The sequence below is a fragment of the Pseudoalteromonas sp. SG41-2 genome, assembly GCF_014164535.1.
Taxonomy (GTDB): domain Bacteria; phylum Pseudomonadota; class Gammaproteobacteria; order Enterobacterales; family Alteromonadaceae; genus Pseudoalteromonas; species Pseudoalteromonas rhizosphaerae.
Window position 1 is genome coordinate 107,931 of sequence record NZ_JACJFK010000015.1, and the last position, 19,687, is coordinate 127,617.

The window sequence follows — 19,687 nt, forward strand, 5'->3', positions numbered from 1 at the left end:
AACCTGTTTCTAAAGCACTCCTGAGTGCTTTACATTCAAATATGTATTTAGCACATTAGGAAGTAACTTTTGTGGTTGTGTATCAATTGCGATAACGCCTTCTTTTTTAAGCCTTGCCATATTAGCTTTATGCGTATTTAATAAATCTAATGCAGCACAATAGGTCATAGCTTCATCATAATTCTCTATTGGCTCTGCAAGTACTTCTGTCAATGCATGATTAGAGAGGTTAATAACTGCAACAAGGTGATGCTTTTGCAATAACTTTATAGCTGGAAGCACCTCATCTAAGCTTTGATCATCAAATGTCGTAACAAGTAATACTAAAGAACGCTTACTTCTTTTTGCGATTAATTGATTAGCTGCAACAAGGTAATCGCTGATACTTTGGTCAGGGTACAGATCATAAAAATGATTCATCACACGCGATACATTCTGTGCACCTTTAACATTAGGTAACCAGCGAATATCATGATTAAAACTTTGCATGCTAAACCAATCCCCTTGTTTGAGTACTGTATGAGCAAGTAAGAGCAAAGCATTTAATGCGTGATCAAAGTGAGTACCCGATATGGTATCTATATTCATCTTCTTCGATGCATCAAGCATTACAACAACATGCTGATTTTGTTCTTCTTGGTACTCTTTAGAAATTAGTTTGCGACGTTTACTTGTAGCCTGCCAGTCTATCTGTTTAATACTGTCACCTTGTCGGTATTCCCTAAGTTGATGGAATTCAATACCATCACCTCGTTTTTTTGTCAGTTTTAAACCACTTATTGGTGTGTTTGTCACCCCATTAAGCGCTTGATTTTGAGCTACTCGACTAAAATCTGGGTAAACTTTTAACGCTAAATCTTGAGGTATTATCCAATTTGCCTGCCACAGCTTTAACCGTGAACTAATTCTAAGCTCAACGGCAGCCAATTGCGCATCTCCGCGTTGATGTGCGCACATACTCCATTGTAAACGGGCTTGCTCATTTTCTGCCAGAGTTACGCTGGTATATAATTCAGATAGCTCAATCGCATTGCTTAGGTGCAAACTTATATCAGTAATTAATAATTGCTCTGAGGTATTTTTAATACTTAGTTTAACTGGTTGCCAACGTCCCAATGACATGTTTTGATTGGTGTTTACCTCAATACTTAATTTATGTTTGAAGCGAGTAGGCAAATAATCTAATAACGCTAGTACAAGCAGTCCAGCAATGAGTACTGTAGTTAATAAACTCGCTGTCTCAGTAAAGATTAATATGGGTAACAGCAAAACTAATGCGCAAACCAGCTGCAACAAACGCTTTGCTGGTCGTAACTTAGTGCGGATCATGATCTAGGCGCTTCAACACTGGCTAGTATTGCTGAAATCACTTCATTAAAAGACACCCCTTCTAACTCTAGATCGGCTGAAAGTATCAAGCGGTGGCGTAAAATATTAGGTACCACTAGCTTAACGTCATCAGGGGTAACAAAATCTCGGCCATTCATCAATGCCATTACTTTTGCTGCTTTAATAATGTTGATTGATGCTCGTAGTCCTGCACCATGTAATACTCCTTGCCATGTTCGCGAACTACGAACTAACTCCACCGCATAATTATAAATCTTTTCATCTACTAAAATGTCAGCACATAATTGCTTAATCTGAGCAATATTACTGACGCTTAATACTGCCGGCAATTGGCTAACTTCTGACTCATTCGAAACAACTTTGGTGTTGAGCTTTAATAATTCAACCTCGGCCTCTAATGATGGAAAACCCAATTCAATTTTCATCATAAAACGGTCTAACTCAGCTTCAGGTAATGGATAAGTCCCCTCTTGATCAAGCGGATTTTGCGTTGCAAGTACCATAAACGGTGAGCCAATAGATAAGGTTTCGCCATCAATGGTAATTTGTTGTTCTTGCATTACTTCCAATAAAGCTGACTGAGTTTTAGCAGGTGCTCGGTTGATTTCATCAGCAAGCAAAATATTGGTAAATGCTGGGCCTTTTTTTATATTGAAATCGCCAGACTTCATATCATACATACTGTGTCCTACAACATCAGATGGCATTAAATCGGGTGTAAATTGCACTCGTGAAAACGACACACTTAAGCTTTTCGCTAATGCTCTTACAAGTAAAGTTTTGCCAAGGCCCGGTACTCCCTCAAGTAATACATGACCTCCTGCAAATAACACAGTTAACACATCTTCAATAATGGCATCTTGTCCAACTAACACACGGGAGATATTATCCTTAACTTGCTTAACTGCTTGCGCCGCATCCGTTAAGCTTATTTGTCCTGTTGCAAATTCGGTGCTCATAGGGCATTCCTTAATTGTTTAAATAGTTTGATATACTCTGTTCGTTGTTGCTGAGATTCTGGCAATTCAACACTTAGAAGCTCAGCTACCTGTTGCTTATCAAAATGCACTAAGTTGGCGATTATCTCTGCTTGGCGAACTTCGGTTAGTGATTTGAAGTGAGGGATCCTAGTTTCTACTTTGGCGTTAAAATCTTTTTTTAATGCAGTAAACAAGCGTTGCTCAAAACCGTGCTTTATATAAAAATTAACAATCGCTCGAATGTGGTGTTTAAAGCCTACGGTTAAAATTAAATCAGGCGCATAAGCGCGACCAATACGACTACTAATATGCCAAATAAATAATAACATCAATAGCATCACACAGATCACCCACTGCCAGCTCCATTGCCATAACTTAGCAAACCAATTAGGGTAACTTAAATAAGGAACATAAGTTATTACATCAACCCCCTGACTCAACCAAACCAGTAAACTGCCATGATCTAAATGGCGCAACTGATAGTTTGTAAAGGGAGCTAGAGACGGCATCACAATAATACGGCCATCACCAAATTTAAAATCACACATGATAACTTGATCATCACTATTTTTGGTGGCTATACCTGGGCAGTTTTCAATTTCAAATGCCTGACTCAATTCTAAATCCAGTTGGGTATTTTCATTGAGCGTTAACACGCTATTTTTCTGCCCCTCTTTTACCATCACAAAATGATTTTCAAAAATCCCTTCACTCGTGTTTACACTAATCCCAAGATCTTGAAAGGTAAAAGTATTGTCTAAACCAAGTTCATCCCTTTGCTTATTTAATATATAAACAAGACGCCCACCTTCACTCACCCATTGGGACAATTGCTGATCAAGTGTGTGCGAATTACTAAGCGCCGCTTCATCGACAATTAACATACTGCGGTGATCAATAATAAGTGGTTGTTGATTATTGTTATCTAATTGCTTTTCTTTTTTCCATAGCACCCCATGTTCAGCTAATAATCTCTGCGCCATTGTGAAATTATCTTTGCTAACTTCGGAGTGAAAACCTATTTCAATCTCTTCTTTTTGCCAGTCAGCTGACAACAACGCTGAGCCAATAAAAAAAACTAACACACAGCACAAAAAAACCACCACAAACTTAAGCTTCATTTATTTGCTCCTTGTTTGCTGATGCCATAGCCTCTATTTGTGCTATTAATACGTTAAAATCAAAATTAAGTGATTGATGGCCCCAAGCCACTTTTACCCAAGCAGAAAAAAGTTGAGTAAAAACATCTTTGCTTTGCTCAGTGACTTTTGCATCAATTGCTGATTTACACTCTGTTTCAGTCATCGAACGGTGTAATTTTACTTGATGAGTGCTCTGCGCCCAGCGAAGCGAAAAATGCAGTAAATAAGCAAGCGCTAGACGCTGATTATTCTCATGATATGCTGACCTTGCTGCTGCAATTAAATCCTCAGGTAAGTCTTGCGGTTTAATATCAGCAAACATGGTTGGGATTATATGTTCTCGATGCTGATTTTTTTGTCTTTTCGGTAATTCTAGTGCTAAGAAGAAGCCACGCTTTTTAACTAATAAATACACCAACCACAACACAAATAAAACAATTAGCAACCAAATAAAATAACTAAGAAAATTGCCTAAGCTCTTGAAAAAATTAGCAAGCCAACGATAATCACCATCCGCTGAAGAGTCCTTTTCTAAATCAAAATTTGGTACCCAAGTGGTTTTCTTTTCGATAACATCATCCTGCGCATAAAGTGTAGAAACTTGCTCTTTTATAATTAACTTATCTATTGGCTCTGCCATTGACTTACTCGGCACAGCAAACAAACAGCAAGCAAAAAACAAGCAAGCACTTGATAATAAAGTATTTAATCTGGCCCGCATATTTTTAAAGGTTAGCTCAATGTCCCAGCCTTCTAAATCTATACGGCGGTGCAAGTAGGCCATAAAACCTCCGGTGACAAATAATGGTGCGACTAAAGCGACACTGATCACATACACACTATTAAATGCAATTTCCATCCACAAAGGGCTTTCTAATATTTGATACAATGGCTCTTCAAGTGACAACGACGTTGGAATAAGGGTAAAAATAATCGCAGAAATACCGATCATTAAGATAAACTCAAAATGTACGCAAAACATCATCCAAAGCGTTTGTTTGGGCTTTGATGTTGCAAACAGCACCTGTTTTCGCATTTCTTTACGACGGCCATCTAGCCTTTCTAACTGTGTTACAGGTGCTAAAAAAGCTCTGTTAGGGCTCAGTCGATAAAGCGTCATATTGATGAATATGTCACCCGCTTGCAGCTTCAGGATTGATTTTAAACTACTCGAAATGGTTGCCTGTTGATTAAACACTACTTTTGACATGTAGTCTAAAATTGGCCGTTCAAATAACGGTTTTAAAAACCATACAATAAAGGCGCTCCATGACCAACCAAACAATACACCGGCAAGGATGAACACTGGCACAGCTAAACAAATATACAAACTAAATAACGGTAAAAAATGTTGTTTAGTAAGTAATACCGTCAAATCAAACGTTTCATAGGCGCCGCGTTTTCGAGGATTAAAGCTAAGACGATTAAGTTCCATAGCGCATACCTCTATACAATCGATAAATTACATATGTCCAACAAACAGTACCTACGACGAATTTAATTTCATGAGCAATGGCACGGGGCGACCAAAATGCTTCAATAAAGGCAGCTAAAACTAACATAACAAAAGCACCAACAATTAATGGTAGTGCTGTTTGAGCCGCTTTTTTCATAGCATAACTGCGTGTAAATTGGCTTGGGTTTAATAACGCGTAGCCAATCTGACATCCCGCGGCAGAGGCAATAATAATCGCTGTTAATTCAAACGAACCGTGAGTAATAACAAACGAGAAAAATGTTTTTTCAAAACCAACATTGACAATATGCGCACCAATGGCGCCGAAATAAAAACTATTAAATAGCAAAAAGAATACAGCACCGAAACAAAGTAAAACTCCCCCTGCAAACATTTGAAAGGCAATACCAATGTTGTTATATATATAGACACCAAACATTAATATATCTTTGTCAGGAGCACGAGTCTCCGTTTGAACAGCTCCAGTTGGGTTATACATTTTTTCAATTTCAAGCACCGTACTTTGACCTAAAAAAGTATAAACGGCATCTGGATAAAGGGTGACCCAAATAAAAGCAATAACCGCCAACCCCCAAAATGCCAACAAATTAGCGCCTAACATGAAACGGTTTTCGTACAAAGCACGAGGAAAAGCAGTGCGGGCTATTTGCCAAATTTCTGAAAATTGGTTTTTGCGGGATAAATACAGTGTTTTTTGACCCTGTTGTACCAGCTGATTTAGCTGCTGAATTAGTAAAGGACTGTACTGCCTACTTCTTGCGATGGCTAAATCGTTGCAAATTTTTCGATATAATTTAGGAAAGTCTTCAGGAAAAGTACTATTTAGTTCGCAATATGCTTGAAATTGTTGCCATATTTGGCTGTTTAAATTTACAAATTGAGTTTGCTTCATTGCTTACTCTCACTATTGGAGCGACCACTGTTGATATTATTCTGCCCAGCAAAATGCCTTGCGTAATTAAATAATGTTTCAACACTATCATTTTCTTCGATATTTAATGGCTTGGATAAAATATTTGCTATTTCTTGACGTCTTGCAGGAGAAAGTTCATGGGCACGCTCAGTAAAGTCTAAAACAGCTAATTGCTCTTCGGTACTAAACGCAATGCTAGGTACTTCAGCTGGCCCGTCTGGTAATAACTCCCGACTCATAGCGTCTTCTTCGTAAACTACGATAGTTCCTGCAGCCCAATCACCGATGCGTTTGAAACGGGGATTAAAACACATAACAATTAAACCAAGAAAATAACCAACAGGCAGCATATCTGCGGGGCGAATTAAGTTTCTTACAACAATTTGTGAAAAGGTTGGAGGTAAGCCATTATCTTGAACAACACGAATTTTTAGACGTTTTTTACCTGGGGTCTGGCCATTTTTAACTTCATAAAAGATGTTATACCCCCATGAAATTAAAAAATACATGACAAGTAAAATACCTTCCCCAAAATCGCCGAATAACATAAGCACAGTAGCGATAATGGCTATCAAAATTGTGCGAAGAATAAAATCGATGATGTAGGCGTAACTACGCGAAACCAATCCAGCGGATGTGATAGCTATATCCACACCTTCAGGTAATTTAACAAACGCCCTATTTTCCAATCCATGGTTTAGCATTACATTTACTACAAATTTGATGATTACATAAAGTTGAACGTATCGAAAGAAGTAACATTCAACCAAGGAAATGACGCGTTATAATGCGCGTTTTTGTGTTATTTTTCAATATTCCTTTAGTATAAAATGTTTAATCATGAAAAACATTAAGTAGCTGGACTTAACCGCTTCAGCCGTTTCACACATTTCTAGTTTACTTTTGAGGTATTTATAAACTCGGTAAAAATAACAAAACATAGAGGGGATTTAAGTGTGGAGGGGATTGATTATTCAATTTAGTTCAAGAGTTTTTTCTCACCCTGCTTTAAATAAAGAATATACCTACGAAGTCCATAAAACACCCAAGCTACTTAAATTAATCAAATAGCTTGGGGGTTTTATGGATTAATACTGCAAAAGACGTAAAGATTATTATTTTTCAGCACGGCCCATAAATTTATGCTCTGCGGTATTAATACGGATGCGGTCACCTGTAGAAATATGCTCCGGCACTTGAATGATCAAACCAGTTGATAATCGTGCAGGTTTAGAGCGAGCGCTCGCTGAAGCACCTTTAATTGAAGGGTCTGTTTCTTCAACCACAAGTTCAACACTTGATGGTAAATCTAATCCCACTGGTGCGCCATCAATTACAATGACATGCACGCCTTGGGTTTCTTCGTTGACGAATAAAATTTCTTCGCTGATCGCTTCTTTATTAAGATTATATGGCGTGTAATCTTCGTTATCCATAAATACGTATTCTTCGCCATCTAAATACGAGAACATTGCTTCACGACGAGTTAAATCAGCTAGTTTTAACATGTCGCTATCTTTGAATGTTTCATCTACTTTGCTACCAGTTACTACATCGTACAAGCGCATACGGTACAAACTTCCACCAGCACGGCCTTGTGGTACAGAACGAACAATATCTTTAACCACTAAAACGCGGCCATTAAACTCAATCGCAGTACCTTTTTTAACTTCACTTGCCTTTGGCATCAGTGTATTTCCTATAATTTATAAATCCCCAGAAACATACCACGAACTGGATTTTCTTCAATAAGAAAATATCACATACCGCTATTTTTCTCGTAGGGCCTGTATTTACTCATAAATTTTACCTATTAATCGATTTTTCATGACTAAACTACGAAAAAGCTGCTATGGTTAAACTACCAAAAATGACTTCAAGGACTGGATCATGGATCAGCACACTGCACATGAGTATTTAGCAAAAAAACCTCTGGTTATGGTTACCCAACCTTTCGGCCAAGAAGTTGATGTATATAAAGTAAACCATAAAATGTTTGCCACTTTATCGGTTGGCAACGAAGGGGAAACTGACGAAGACGGCAACCCTATTTGGTGGATGAATTTAAAATGCGACCCGGATGAAGCGCAATCACTTCGTGATATTTTTCCTTCAGTGATCCCGGGCTATCATATGAATAAACGGTTATGGAATACTGTTATTTTAGATGGCTCAATCCCGCAAGGTGAAATTGAACGTATGATTGATAATTCATTTAACTTAGTGGTTGCCAATATGCCGGAAAAAGATCGCAAAGCGATTGAAATTCATATGTAAGTCACAATTTTAATGTTGTACTGCGCAAGCTACTTGTTCAGTACAACTTAGCCTTACTCCGTACACGTTAGTAAAAAATGATGATCATCAAATAATACCCCACCAATTTCGTAAGCTGACGGTTCAACGCTAACTAACTTAAAGCCACATTTAGCCAACACTTTTTCTGAGCCTACATTCCCTTTTGTAACCACAGCAGTAAATTGTTGAATGTTAAACGCTGTCGTCGCCCATGTTAAAAATGCTTGTAGTGCTTCAGTTGCATAACCTTGACCATAAAACTCAGGCATTAACAGATAACCAACTTCGGGAGTGTTTGATGAGGATGTTGTAAGCCCTGTAACGCCCACTTTTTTGCCTGTTTTTATTTCAATGATCATCAAACACAAAGACTTATTGGCTGTAGGGTGCCCCGGCGCCAACCGCTGCATAAACTTACTACGTATTTGCGTATCAGAAGGCCTGTCAAAACATTTTTCAATAACGCATGGCTCATCATGCAAAGCTAGAAAAAACGACCAATCGTCTTGTTCAAGGAGTCTCAATTGTAATCTTGCAGTGCTGATGTTCATTATTCGTCTTTACGCGGTATCAGTTAGGGATGCCCCTGTTATAACAACAAAGCAAAATGATTTCAGCAACTAAATTTTTTAAATTCTAGGCATAAAAAAACGCACTTCAAACTATCCGTGCGTTTTTATAACTAGCAATTAAATACTATTTCACTTTATCATCGCTTGCATCGGCTGGGGGCGTGTCGGTTACCGATTCAGCTTCAGTAGCTGGCGCTGGCGGAACAATAACTTCTTGAGCCTCAACAGCTTCGACAGGTTCTACATCGGTAACGTCTTGCGTAGCCGCCACGGTTTGTTCTACCACAACTGCTTTACTTGGCTGTGCAGACTCAGGCTGATAAAAGCTTGCACCAGCATCAGCCATCGAAACTAAAGCTGCACACGGCGCAAATACCGGGTTAAAGTTAGCAAAAGTAGCCATTTCTGAGCTTACTTTGTTTGCGCCAAGTTTATCCATATAGCTAAATGGACCACCTAAAAATGGCGGGAAGCCAATACCAAAGATTGCGCCAATATCACCATCACGAGGACTGGCAATAATGCCTTCGTCTAAACAGCGGGCAGCTTCGTTAAGCATTTGTGCCACACAACGTTTAGCAATTTCGCTTTTATTTAAACGTGGTGATGGGCTCACGCCGAGTAATTCGTAAACTGATTCGTCTACTTTTTTAGCTTTCTTATCGTAAAGATAAAAACCACGGCCAGTCTTCCGGCCTAAGCGTTTGGCATCAATTAAACGTGAAAACGCATCGGGTGCTTTAAAACGATCACCGAGTTCTTTTTCAAGAATTGGCGCAATCTTAGAGCCGATATCAATACCGACTTCGTCTAATAGTGCTAATGGTCCAACAGGGAAACCAAACTCAACGAGTGCCGCATCAATCTTTTCAATTGGCTCACCTGCCAGTAATAAGTTAGCCGCTTCATTCACATAAGGCGCTAAAATACGGTTAACGTAAAAGCCTGCGCTATCTTTAACAACGATTGGTGTTTTACCTTGCTTACGGGCAAAATTTACAATCCGGGCGATAGTCTCTTCTGAGGTGCCTTCGTGTGGAATGATTTCAACCAATGGCATTTTCTCAACTGGTGAGAAATAATGTAAGCCAATTACATTCTCTGGACGGGCAGCTTCTGCCGCAATTTGTGAGATAGGCAATGATGACGTGTTACTAGCAAAAATTGTGTTTGCTTGGCATTCACGTTCTACATCTGCCACCATACCTTGCTTAAGGCTTAGGTCTTCAAATACCGCTTCAATCACTAAATCAATGTGTTTAAAACCACTGTAGTTAGTTGTACCAGTAATTCGGTTCATAGTTTGTTGCAGTTCAGCCTTAGATAAAATACGGCGCTTTTGCTTTTTATCTAAAATTTTATAGCTGTAATTCATGGCATTACTTATGCCCTGCTCTGCAACATCTTTGATACGAACTGGTACACCGGCTTTTACAGCACTAACATGGGCAATACCTGCGCCCATTAAACCACCGCCTAGTACGGCTGTTTTAGTGATTGCTGGAGCGTCGTCGTTGCGCCACTCTTTTTTCATTTCAGTGGTGGCAAAAAATATCCCACGTAATGACTTTGATTCGCTACTCATTACTAAAGTAGCAAAACCTTCCGCTTCTGTTTTATAAGCTTTTAGTTCATCCAGCTCAACACTTGCGCGTATTGCTTTGATAATAGCCAACGGCGCAGGATAATGACCACCGGTTTTTTTCAGTACATTTTCTTGTGCTTTTTTAAAGATGAAGTTTCGGCCAAACGGATTCGATTCTAATAATTGGCTAATACGATCAAGCTTAGGCTTGGCCGCTTTCGCTTTACCTTTTGAAGCAAATTCTTTTGCTACTTTTAGCAATACGGTCTGTGGTACACAATCATCTACCAAACCCGATTTTTTAGCTTGTTTAGCGCGAATTTGTTTACCTGTTAACGTCCACTCAAGGGCTTTTTGCAAACCAACCAGTTTAGGCAAGCGTTGCGTTCCACCACCACCGGGTAATAAACCAAGTTGTACTTCAGGTAAGCCTAGTTTAGTGATATCACTGTCTGTACATACGCGATAATCGCACGCCAAGGCAAATTCTAAACCACCACCCAATGCCGCACCATGAATGGCACTAACAGTTGGAAATGGCAGTTTTTTCATATCAAAAAATGCACGGTGGCATAATTCGCTGATCGCCAGTGCATCATCACGGCTTTGCACGTTATCAAGCATTTTTACATCAGCACCAGCAATAAAGTTATCGCTTTTACCACTAATGAATACCATGCCCTTCACTGACTGCTGTTTTGCGTCATCAAGCAAGGCTGTTAAATCATCTGCAAAAGTGTCGCGCAGGGTATTCATTTTTTCGCCCGGCACATCAATGGTGACAACGGCAATACCGCTATCATCAACGTCTAAATTAAATACTGACTGTGTCATTACGCACTCTCCAATACAAAGGCTGCACCTAAGCCACCTGCGGCACACGCAGTTGTTAGTGCTAAGCCACCGCCACGGCGGTTGAGTTCATGTAAACTTTGGGTGATAAGTCGTGCGCCGGTGGCTGCAAATGGATGACCATATGCAAGCGAACCGCCTAAAACGTTAAACTTATCCATGTTAATTTCACCAATCGCTTTGCTGCGACCGAGTTTTTCTTGCGCAAACTTATCTGAGGCAAACATTTTCATGTTCGCTAACGTTTGTGCTGCAAAGGCTTCGTGCATTTCAATTAAATCAAGATCGGCAAGCGTTATGCCAGCTCTCGCTAAGGCAACAGGCGTTGAATGAGCCGGCCCCATTAGCATGTCTTCATTCACACCAATGGCAGAGAATGCAAAGCTACGTACATAACCTAAAATGTTATAGCCTAATGCTTTGGCTTTACTTTCGCTCATCATTAATACCGCTGCTGCACCATCAGTTAGCGGTGTTGAGTTTGCCGCAGTGACTGAGCCATGCTGACGGTCAAACGCTGGTTTTAATTTAGCGTACCCTTCAACCGTTGAATTATGGCGAATATTATTATCTTGTTCGATAAAACTTTTATACGGCGGTAAATGTGCAGTCATCACTTCATCAGCAAGTTTACCATCTGCCCATGCTTGGCTAGCAAGAGTATGTGAACGATGAGCTAAGGCATCTTGATCTTCACGGCTAATACTGTGAGTTTTTGCCATCTGCTCGGCAGTTTGGCCCATAGATAAACCAGTTGAATATTCTGCAACCGCAGGCGGTACTGGTAATAAATCTTTTAAACGCAGCTTAGAGAATATTTTTAAGCGTTGCCCTAAGGTACGTGCTTTATTAAGATCAACAAGGCTACCTGCTAATTTTTTACTTACGCCGATTGGCAATACCGATGACGAGTCTGCACCACCAGCAATACCCACTTGCACCGAACCTGCCATGATTGATTCAGCCACATTAGCAATCGCCTGAAAACTAGTGGCACAAGCGCGTGATACGGAGTACGCATCAACAGATACTGGCATGCCAGTACCCAATACAATTTCGCGGGCAATGTTTGGCGCTTCTGGCATTTGTACTACTTGACCAAACACTAATTGATCAATTTCAGATTTATCAAAGTTAAGACGTTCAAGCATTTCGTTAACGACTAACTTCCCCATATCAAGGGCTGGTACATGATGAAATGCAGTTGCTTGTTTAGCAAATGGCGTACGTAAACCACTGACGATGGCAATACGATCGCCCTTTGCTGTTTTTAGTATATTTTGCTCAGACATTAATGCTCTCCCGCTGACAGGTCTGACCTGTTTGTTTTCCTCGATTCTAAACAACCCGTGTGCTAAAGCCAATAGCGAAATTGAAAATAGTATAATTAGTTACCAACCATAGGCTTTTTTTAGCATATTTACAAAAAATACTGCGCTTTCTATGCTAGGGTAAAAATCGTTAAAAAATAACGAACTATTTTGAAAACTTGAGTCTAACACTTGTGTTATAAACTATTTACCCATATTACTAGTTAAGCTTTTATAAACCTTGCAAATCAGGACAGTTTTTTTACTATGGCCACTAACGTATTTTCACAATTAAAAACTTATTTAGATAGCCAAATTATTGGCCAGCCAGAATTAACGCAAGCACTACTTATTGCTATTTTAGCCGATGGTCACTTATTAGTAGAAGGCCCTCCAGGGCTTGCTAAAACTCGCGCAGTAAATGCATTAGCCAAAGGCGTTGAAGGCTCATTCCAACGCGTACAGTTTACCCCAGATCTATTACCTGCTGACGTAACCGGTACTGATATTTATCGCCAACAGACCAGCGAATTCGTTTTTGAAAAAGGCCCACTCTTTCATAACCTTATTTTAGCCGACGAAATTAACCGTGCCCCAGCTAAAGTGCAATCAGCCTTATTAGAAGCCATGGCTGAGCGCCAAGTCACGGTTGGTAAAAACACTTATCCGCTGTCGGATTTATTTATGGTGATGGCAACCCAAAATCCACTGGAGCAAGAAGGCACTTACCCGCTACCAGAGGCGCAATTAGACCGTTTCTTACTCCACCTAAGTATTGATTATCCAGGCGCCGAGCATGAGCTTGATATTTTACGCCTGACCCGTGGCGAAGCGTTGAGCGAGCATCAAGCACCAGCACAACAAATTAGTCAAAGCGATTTATTTGCCTCTCGCAAAGCAATTTTAGGGCTGTATTTAGCCGAGCCACTTGAGCAATATTTAGTGCAACTTATTATTGCAACGCGTGAAGGCGCAAAACTAGACGCCCAATTAGGCAGCTGGATTGAATATGGCGCAAGTCCGCGTGCCACCATCGCCTTAGATAAATGTGCCCGTGCTCATGCATGGTTACAAGGTCGTGACTTTGTTGCTCCAGATGATATTCAAGCTGTGTTACATAATGTTCTGCGCCATCGCATTATTTTAAGCTATGAAGCACAAGCCGATGGTATTACTAAAGATCAAGTCATTAGCCGTATTTTAGAACTTGTTGCCGTGCCATAAACCATGCAAAGCCAATTAGATAACCAACAGTGGCTCAGCCTAAGTCATAGCCATGGGGTCGACTTAGGCTTGAAAGAGCTGATGTATTATAAAGCGAAAGCTCGCTTATTAGAGCTTGCGCCAAAAGTTAAAATTAGAAATAGCCTGACCGGCCAATATCTCGCGCCTCATAAAGGCCGTGGTATGGAGTTTGCTGAAGTACGTCATTATCAACAAGGCGATGATATTCGCTCAATTGATTGGCGCGTTACAGCACGTACTGGCGAAACACACACTAAGTTGTTTCAAGAGGAAAAAGAACGGCCAGTGTTTGTGTTTACAGACTTTTCTAATTCAATGCTGTTTGGCTCAAAGCTATTACTTAAATCTGTGCAAGCGGCGCATATCAGTGCCTTGGTTGCGTGGTCAGCGTGCCAACGCGGCGATCGCATCGGTGGCATAGTGTTTAATCAACACGGTCATTTAGAGCTCAAGCCCAGCGCCCGCGAAAAAGCCGTGTTAAAACTATGCCACAATTTGTGTAATAACCACCAGCAAGCACTCGCGCAGATTGATGAGCCCGCAGACAATAAACTCAGTGATAACCTAAAACGTTTGAATCATTTAGCCAAGCCGGGCAGCTTAGTCTATTTAGTGTCTGATTTTAGCGCCCTTGATGATGCCAGTTTTAAACAACTCGAAATACTGAGTCGACATTGTGAACTGATCGGCTGCCATATTAGCGACCCATTTGAGCATCAGCTACCGGCGTTTAAACAAACAGTCACGGTGAGCGCCAACGGCAGTGACTTTGCGTTACCGCTGATGGATAAAAGTTTTCGTGATAAATTTGCTAAAACTGCTGAGCAAGCATTTACCACACGAATGCAACGCTTAACTAAATCGGGTCTTAATTTAATATCATTCAATGCAGCCACACCTCTTGAGCTGCAATTAGTGAGAAAGTAATATGCAAACCTCTCCATTAGCTGGCCTCCATGATGTGATTGTGCCAAGCCATGTTTCTTGGTGGCCTTTAGCACCTATTTGGTGGCTCATCATTGTCGTGTTACTCGTAACTGTAAGCTTTATAAGTTACCAGTTGTACCGGGCACGGCAGTTTAAAAAAGCCAAACGCCAAGCTATTTCCCTCAGTGAACAACACGCAGAAGATGCCCAACAACTACATATTTTAATTAAACGCCTGGTTTTACACTATTATCAGCAAAGTGCTGCATCACAAGGCACGAAACAATGGTGTATTACTCTAAATAAGCTGACCGGACAACAATTTACTGAACACGAACTGATGAGCCTTTATCAATCACAAAGCAATCAAACTGCGCTGGCACAGAAATTAAAACTCGCCATTGTGCAATTTAAATTAAAGGAGCCGCTGAATGTTTGAATTTAGCTGGCCTTGGTTATTTGTATTATTACCGCTGCCTTGGTTGTTGCGCTTATTTAAGCCTGTGCACAGTGAAGGCAATACCCGCTTACGCATTCCAAGCTTCGCCAAACACAATTTAGGCGCGCAAGTTGTCCAGCAACAGGCGCGTGGTATTAGTATATTTGAATGGTTGGTTTGGTTGCTTTTAGTCACCGCTTTAGCTAACCCAACCTGGCTTGATGAGCCAATTACCTTACCTAACGAAGGCCGCGATATCATGCTAGCTGTGGATTTGTCAGGATCAATGACCGAGCAAGATATGGCTTATCAGGGCCAATATGTTGACCGTTTAACTATGGTAAAAGCGGTATTAAGTGACTTTATTGAGCAACGTCAAGGCGATCGTTTAGGGCTGATTTTATTTGGTGATACGGCATTTTTACAAACACCACTAACGCGAGACGTTAAAACCGTAAGCCAAATGCTATCAGAAGCGCAAATAGGCTTGGTTGGCCGTGCCACCGCCATTGGCGATGCGCTGGGCTTATCAGTAAAACGTTTTGCCAGTAAAGATGAAAGCAATCGCATTGTGGTGTTATTAACAGATGGTCAAAACACCGCCGGTAACTTAGATCCTGAAGAAGCCTTACTGCTTGCCCGCGAAGAAGGCATTAAAGTGTATACCATCGGCGTAGGCTCTGATAATCCGCGTGGCTTTAGCTTATTTAATATGGGTGGCATGAGCGGAGGTAGTTTAGATGAAACCCTGCTAAAACGTATTGCCGAACAAACTGGCGGCCTTTATTTTCGCGCAAAAGACGTTGCCGGCTTACAACAAATTTATCAAGAACTTGATAAACTTGAGCCGATCAGCGCTGATGAGCAAACCTTTCGCCCACAAAGTGCGTTATTTTACTTCCCTTTATTAATTGCACTGACCTTGATTGGTCTGCGCGTTATGTTTATCAGTGCAAAAGCATTAAGACAGGAGGCCTAATGGACTTTGAATTTATCCGCCCGACCGTATTGTGGTTATTAGTTCCTGTGTGTTTAGTGTTTACTATTGCAATGATAAAGCACAAGAAAACCAGCCAAGGTGAATTAATAGCAGCTCACTTAGCAAAATTTGTGATCAACACCAACAGCCAAAAAAACACGCAACCCATGTGGCTAATTGCCCTCTTTGCAGTGTTAGCCGTTATTTTTAGCGCAGGGCCCAGTTTTGAAGAAAAACAAGTGCCGGTATTTCAAAGCAAAAATGCCCGTGTAATTGTGATGGATATGTCGCTATCGATGTACAGCACGGATATTGCGCCCAGTCGTTTAGTGCAAGCGCGCTTCAAAGCGCTGGATATGATCAAACTATTTAAAGAAGGCGATACTGCGTTAGTAGCCTATGCAGGCACTGCTTATACCATTTCGCCGCTAACCAATGATGCCGCCACGCTTGAAAACCTGATCCCAAGTTTAAGCCCAGATATCATGCCTGATAAAGGCTCCAACGTACTTGCTGGGCTTGATGCTGCAAAAGAGTTATTAACACAAGCCGGATACCTCGAAGGCGACATTATCTTAGTAACAGATGGTATTGAACAAAGTGAGCAACAAGATATCAGCCAATTTACAGACGCTAACCCTTATCGATTAAACATTTATGGTATCGGAACAGAGCAAGGCGCGCCAATTAAACTTCCTGAAGGTGGGTTTTTAAAAGATAGTTACGGGCAAATTGTGGTGCCCACCATCAACATCAGTATGCTTAATGGTCTAGCAAGAAACAGTGGCGGTAAATTTGCGACTTATCAACCGAGTGCCCGCGATATTCAAATTTTTGCTCCCAGTGCAAATAGTGAAATACTGAAAAATGAAAAACAAAGTCAAGCGCTCTGGCGTATTGATGCGGGGATTTATGGCTTGTTTATTTTACTGCCAATGATGCTGTGGATTTTTCGCCGAGGAGCTTTTGCAGCTGCATTTTTAGTGGTGAGCTTTTTACCGCAACACAATGCTTATGCAGTAGAGCTGCCTTCGGTCTTTAAAAATCAAGATCAACGTGCGCTGGACGCTTATCAACAAGGTGAATATGAGCAAGCTGCCACAGCAAATTCTAGTCAACTAAAAGGCGCTGCGCTTTACCAGCAAGGTAATTTTGATGCTGCATTGGCACAATTTAGCCAAGATAAAAGCGCCACTGGTTTATATAATTACGGTAATGCTCTAGCAAAGGCAGGCAAGCTCGACGAAGCAATTGTCGCCTATCAGCAAGCACAAGCTTTGCAAGACGACTTTACCCAAGCAAAAGAAAATCAGGCACTTGTTGAGCAATTGAAAAATCAACAGCAACAGCAGCAAAATCAACAAGGCCAAGACGGCGAACAAAACCAAGATCAAGACCAAAAAAGCCAAGATGGTGAACAAGGTCAAGATCAGCAAAATAAAGATAAGTCACAGCAAGGTGAGCAGCCAAATCAGGATCAGCAATCTCAACAAGGCGATGAATCTGAGCAAAGTGATGAACAGCAGACTGATGATAAACAGCAAGATGGCAAACCATCTGATCAACAAACTGATAAGCAAAACGATCCACAAATGGAGGCTGAACCTCAGCAAGGTGATAAAACTGATGAGCAACAGCAACAAGATGCGCAAACCGAGCCCAAAGATGACTCTGCAAACGATGATAAGCAGGCGCAGCCACAAATGACTCCTGAGCAACAGCAACAAGCTGAAGAAGCGGCAAAGCAACAAGCTGTGCAAGCGCAAACCGCAGAGCTTACCAACGAAGAAAAAGAGAAAGCGCAGCAGCTTAGTCAGTTATTGCGAAAAGTACCCGATGATCCCGCAATCCTGTTACGTAACAAAATGCAATTAGAAGCCCAAAAACGAAACAATCAACGCCGTCCACAAGGAGTCGAAAAATCATGGTAATGCGATTAATCTGTTGTTTATTGCTTATCAGCGCTATGCCCTCGTGGGCCGTTACGCAATTACAAGCCAGTGTTGATAAAAACCCGGTACTAGCGGGTGAATTTTTTATGCTCAATATCAGTGCAGATGACACCATAAAAAATGATCAACCTGATACCTCTGTCCTGTTAAAAGACTTCGTGGTTGGCCGCACCAGTGTCAGCACCCGCACAAACATCATTAATGGTAGTATTTCAAAAGAAACCACCTGGTCTATTAAACTTATGACCCGCACTGCCGGTGATTATACAATCCCAGCATTTAGTGTAGCAGGTGCCAGCTCTGCGCCCATTGCATTAAAAGTGGCTGAACGCAGTAAAGATGCGCAGCAAAACAACGATATTTTTATTAAAGCATCGCTTTCAAGTGACAGCCTATTTGTTCAAGAGGCAGGGCTTTACACGGTTAAGCTATATCTTGCCAAAGAGTTACTTGATGGTAATTTAAGTGCCCCTGCGATGCCCGATGCGCAGCTAAGTCAAATCGGCAAGCAGACTGAAAACTATGAACTTGTTGATGGTAAGCGTTACTTAGTGATCACTCGCGAGTATTTAGTACAGCCCCAAAAAAGTGGTAGTTACACGATTCAAGCACCAACTTTTCAAGGTCGAATTCGCCAAGACTATCGCCAATTAGATGTATCTGCACTGGGTGATAATGTCGATATTGAAATTAAACCGATACCAAGTGACTACCAAGGTGCATGGCTGCCTAGTGAATTAGTTAATTTAGATGAGCAATGGCAACCCGCTGACGACACAGTAGAAGTGGGTACACCTATTACGCGAACGCTGACCTTAACTGCACTTGGTATCACCAAAGAGCAACTACCTGATATTGAACTACCTGAAATCAAAGGTATTCGCAGTTACCCAGATGAAAAAGAAAATAATCATTTGGTTCGCGATGGTCGGGTAATATCACAACAAACAGCCTCGTACGCTTTGTTACCGCAGATGCCAGGCACTTATACACTGCCAGAGGTAAGCGTGCCTTGGTATAACACTAAGATTAACCGGATCAGTTATGCAACATTACCAGCTCGTACTATTACAGTAACACCTAGTAGCACAAGCACTCCAGCAGCCGTTGCTGCGCAGCCACTTACGCCATCACAAAGCGCTACAACAGATGCTGCAGCAATAAGTTATCAAGCAACACCGATAAATCAGTATCCGCTATGGTTAATTATTATCAGTGTGATTGGTTATTTATTATGGTTTATTACCTTGATTTTATGGTGGCGCAGTCAATCTCAGCGCAGCTTGATGCAAGCAAAGCCGACAGTAACCCATAGTGATTCATCAATTTCATTAGATGAATTAAAGAAACACGCTAAAAGCAATGATGTAAGTGCCTTTTATCAGGCGCTAAATCGTTACGCAATGCACTTAACAAAACAATCGAGCGGTGCAATAGACAAGCTTGAACAACTAGCTGATAATGCACAGCTTAGTCAACATATTGCTAAACTACGGGCTGCACTCTATAGTCCTAATGATACAGATGTTGATTTAATTGCGATTGTCGGCATGTTAGAAGAGCAACGTAAAGTACAAAAAAAATCACAACAAGCTGTATTAAAAGGACTTTATAAATAGAGTTTAAGTGACGGGGAGCAATCCCCGCGCTCAAATAGTAAATAACT

General features: G+C 40.9%; 17 protein-coding genes. 7 read left to right on the forward strand and 10 right to left on the reverse strand.

Annotated elements, in window-relative coordinates:
* Positions 1-9 precede the first annotated feature (9 nt).
* From H5186_RS13440 to yeiP, 7 genes are all read right to left on the reverse strand, one after another.
* Positions 10-1,329 (reverse strand): DUF58 domain-containing protein, encoded by a 1,320-nt coding sequence (locus H5186_RS13440; RefSeq protein WP_182784336.1) that lies wholly within the window; start codon positions 1,327-1,329, stop codon positions 10-12.
* The gene (locus H5186_RS13445) at positions 1,326-2,309 is read right to left on the reverse strand and encodes a MoxR family ATPase (protein ID WP_182761606.1); all 984 of its coding nucleotides are present in this window, start codon (positions 2,307-2,309) and stop codon (positions 1,326-1,328) included. Before H5186_RS13445 ends, H5186_RS13440 begins: the two co-directional genes overlap by 4 nt.
* Positions 2,306-3,451, reverse strand: a complete 1,146-nt coding sequence (locus H5186_RS13450; protein ID WP_182794572.1) for a hypothetical protein — start codon at positions 3,449-3,451, stop codon at positions 2,306-2,308. Before H5186_RS13450 ends, H5186_RS13445 begins: the two co-directional genes overlap by 4 nt.
* Positions 3,441-4,907: a hypothetical protein gene (locus tag H5186_RS13455; RefSeq protein WP_182794573.1), complete on the reverse strand. Its 1,467-nt coding sequence runs from the start codon at positions 4,905-4,907 to the stop codon at positions 3,441-3,443. Before H5186_RS13455 ends, H5186_RS13450 begins: the two co-directional genes overlap by 11 nt.
* Positions 4,897-5,535: a stage II sporulation protein M gene (locus H5186_RS13460; RefSeq protein WP_182761608.1), complete on the reverse strand. Its 639-nt coding sequence runs from the start codon at positions 5,533-5,535 to the stop codon at positions 4,897-4,899. The genes H5186_RS13455 and H5186_RS13460 overlap by 11 nt, the downstream gene beginning before the upstream one ends.
* Before the next feature lie 302 nt (positions 5,536-5,837).
* On the reverse strand, positions 5,838-6,566 hold the full coding sequence (locus H5186_RS13465; protein ID WP_149983038.1) for an RDD family protein: 729 nt from the start codon (positions 6,564-6,566) through the stop codon (positions 5,838-5,840).
* Between the two features lie 411 nt (positions 6,567-6,977).
* On the reverse strand, positions 6,978-7,550 hold the full coding sequence (yeiP, locus tag H5186_RS13470; protein ID WP_145240366.1) for an elongation factor P-like protein YeiP: 573 nt from the start codon (positions 7,548-7,550) through the stop codon (positions 6,978-6,980).
* A gap of 202 nt (positions 7,551-7,752) precedes the next feature.
* Between yeiP and H5186_RS13475 the strand changes: the two genes are divergently transcribed.
* Positions 7,753-8,139 (forward strand): MmcQ/YjbR family DNA-binding protein, encoded by a 387-nt coding sequence (locus H5186_RS13475; protein WP_145240364.1) that lies wholly within the window; start codon positions 7,753-7,755, stop codon positions 8,137-8,139.
* A 53-nt stretch (positions 8,140-8,192) separates the two neighbouring features.
* Here the strand turns inward: H5186_RS13475 and H5186_RS13480 are convergent, their stop codons facing one another.
* The 3 genes from H5186_RS13480 to fadI form a co-directional block, all read right to left on the reverse strand.
* Positions 8,193-8,711, reverse strand: coding sequence for a GNAT family N-acetyltransferase (locus H5186_RS13480; protein ID WP_182740096.1), 519 nt, complete (start codon positions 8,709-8,711; stop codon positions 8,193-8,195).
* Positions 8,712-8,856: 145 nt separating this feature from the next.
* On the reverse strand, positions 8,857-11,151 hold the full coding sequence (fadJ, locus tag H5186_RS13485) for a fatty acid oxidation complex subunit alpha FadJ (RefSeq protein ID WP_182740095.1): 2,295 nt from the start codon (positions 11,149-11,151) through the stop codon (positions 8,857-8,859).
* The gene (fadI, locus tag H5186_RS13490) at positions 11,151-12,461 is read right to left on the reverse strand and encodes an acetyl-CoA C-acyltransferase FadI (RefSeq protein WP_145240359.1); all 1,311 of its coding nucleotides are present in this window, start codon (positions 12,459-12,461) and stop codon (positions 11,151-11,153) included. The genes fadJ and fadI overlap by 1 nt, the downstream gene beginning before the upstream one ends.
* Positions 12,462-12,746: 285 nt before the next feature.
* On the opposite strand from fadI, the gene H5186_RS13495 reads away from it, so the two are divergent.
* Genes H5186_RS13495 through H5186_RS13520 form a run of 6 tightly spaced genes read left to right on the forward strand, consistent with a single transcriptional unit; the run spans position 12,747 to position 19,640 of the window.
* Complete coding sequence (locus H5186_RS13495) at positions 12,747-13,703, forward strand: MoxR family ATPase (RefSeq protein ID WP_182718611.1); 957 nt, start codon at positions 12,747-12,749, stop codon at positions 13,701-13,703.
* A 3-nt stretch (positions 13,704-13,706) separates the two neighbouring features.
* Complete coding sequence (locus tag H5186_RS13500) at positions 13,707-14,651, forward strand: DUF58 domain-containing protein (protein WP_145240355.1); 945 nt, start codon at positions 13,707-13,709, stop codon at positions 14,649-14,651.
* Between the two features lies 1 nt (position 14,652).
* Entirely contained in the window at positions 14,653-15,090 is a 438-nt protein-coding gene (locus H5186_RS13505; RefSeq protein WP_145240353.1) for a DUF4381 domain-containing protein, read from the forward strand.
* Complete coding sequence (locus tag H5186_RS13510) at positions 15,083-16,069, forward strand: VWA domain-containing protein (protein WP_145240351.1); 987 nt, start codon at positions 15,083-15,085, stop codon at positions 16,067-16,069. Before H5186_RS13505 ends, H5186_RS13510 begins: the two co-directional genes overlap by 8 nt.
* Complete coding sequence (locus H5186_RS13515) at positions 16,069-18,000, forward strand: VWA domain-containing protein (protein ID WP_182794574.1); 1,932 nt, start codon at positions 16,069-16,071, stop codon at positions 17,998-18,000. The genes H5186_RS13510 and H5186_RS13515 overlap by 1 nt, the downstream gene beginning before the upstream one ends.
* A complete protein-coding gene (locus tag H5186_RS13520; protein WP_182718609.1) occupies positions 17,994-19,640 on the forward strand; it encodes a BatD family protein in 1,647 nt (548 codons plus the stop codon). The genes H5186_RS13515 and H5186_RS13520 overlap by 7 nt, the downstream gene beginning before the upstream one ends.
* The last annotated feature ends 47 nt before the right edge of the window (positions 19,641-19,687 follow it).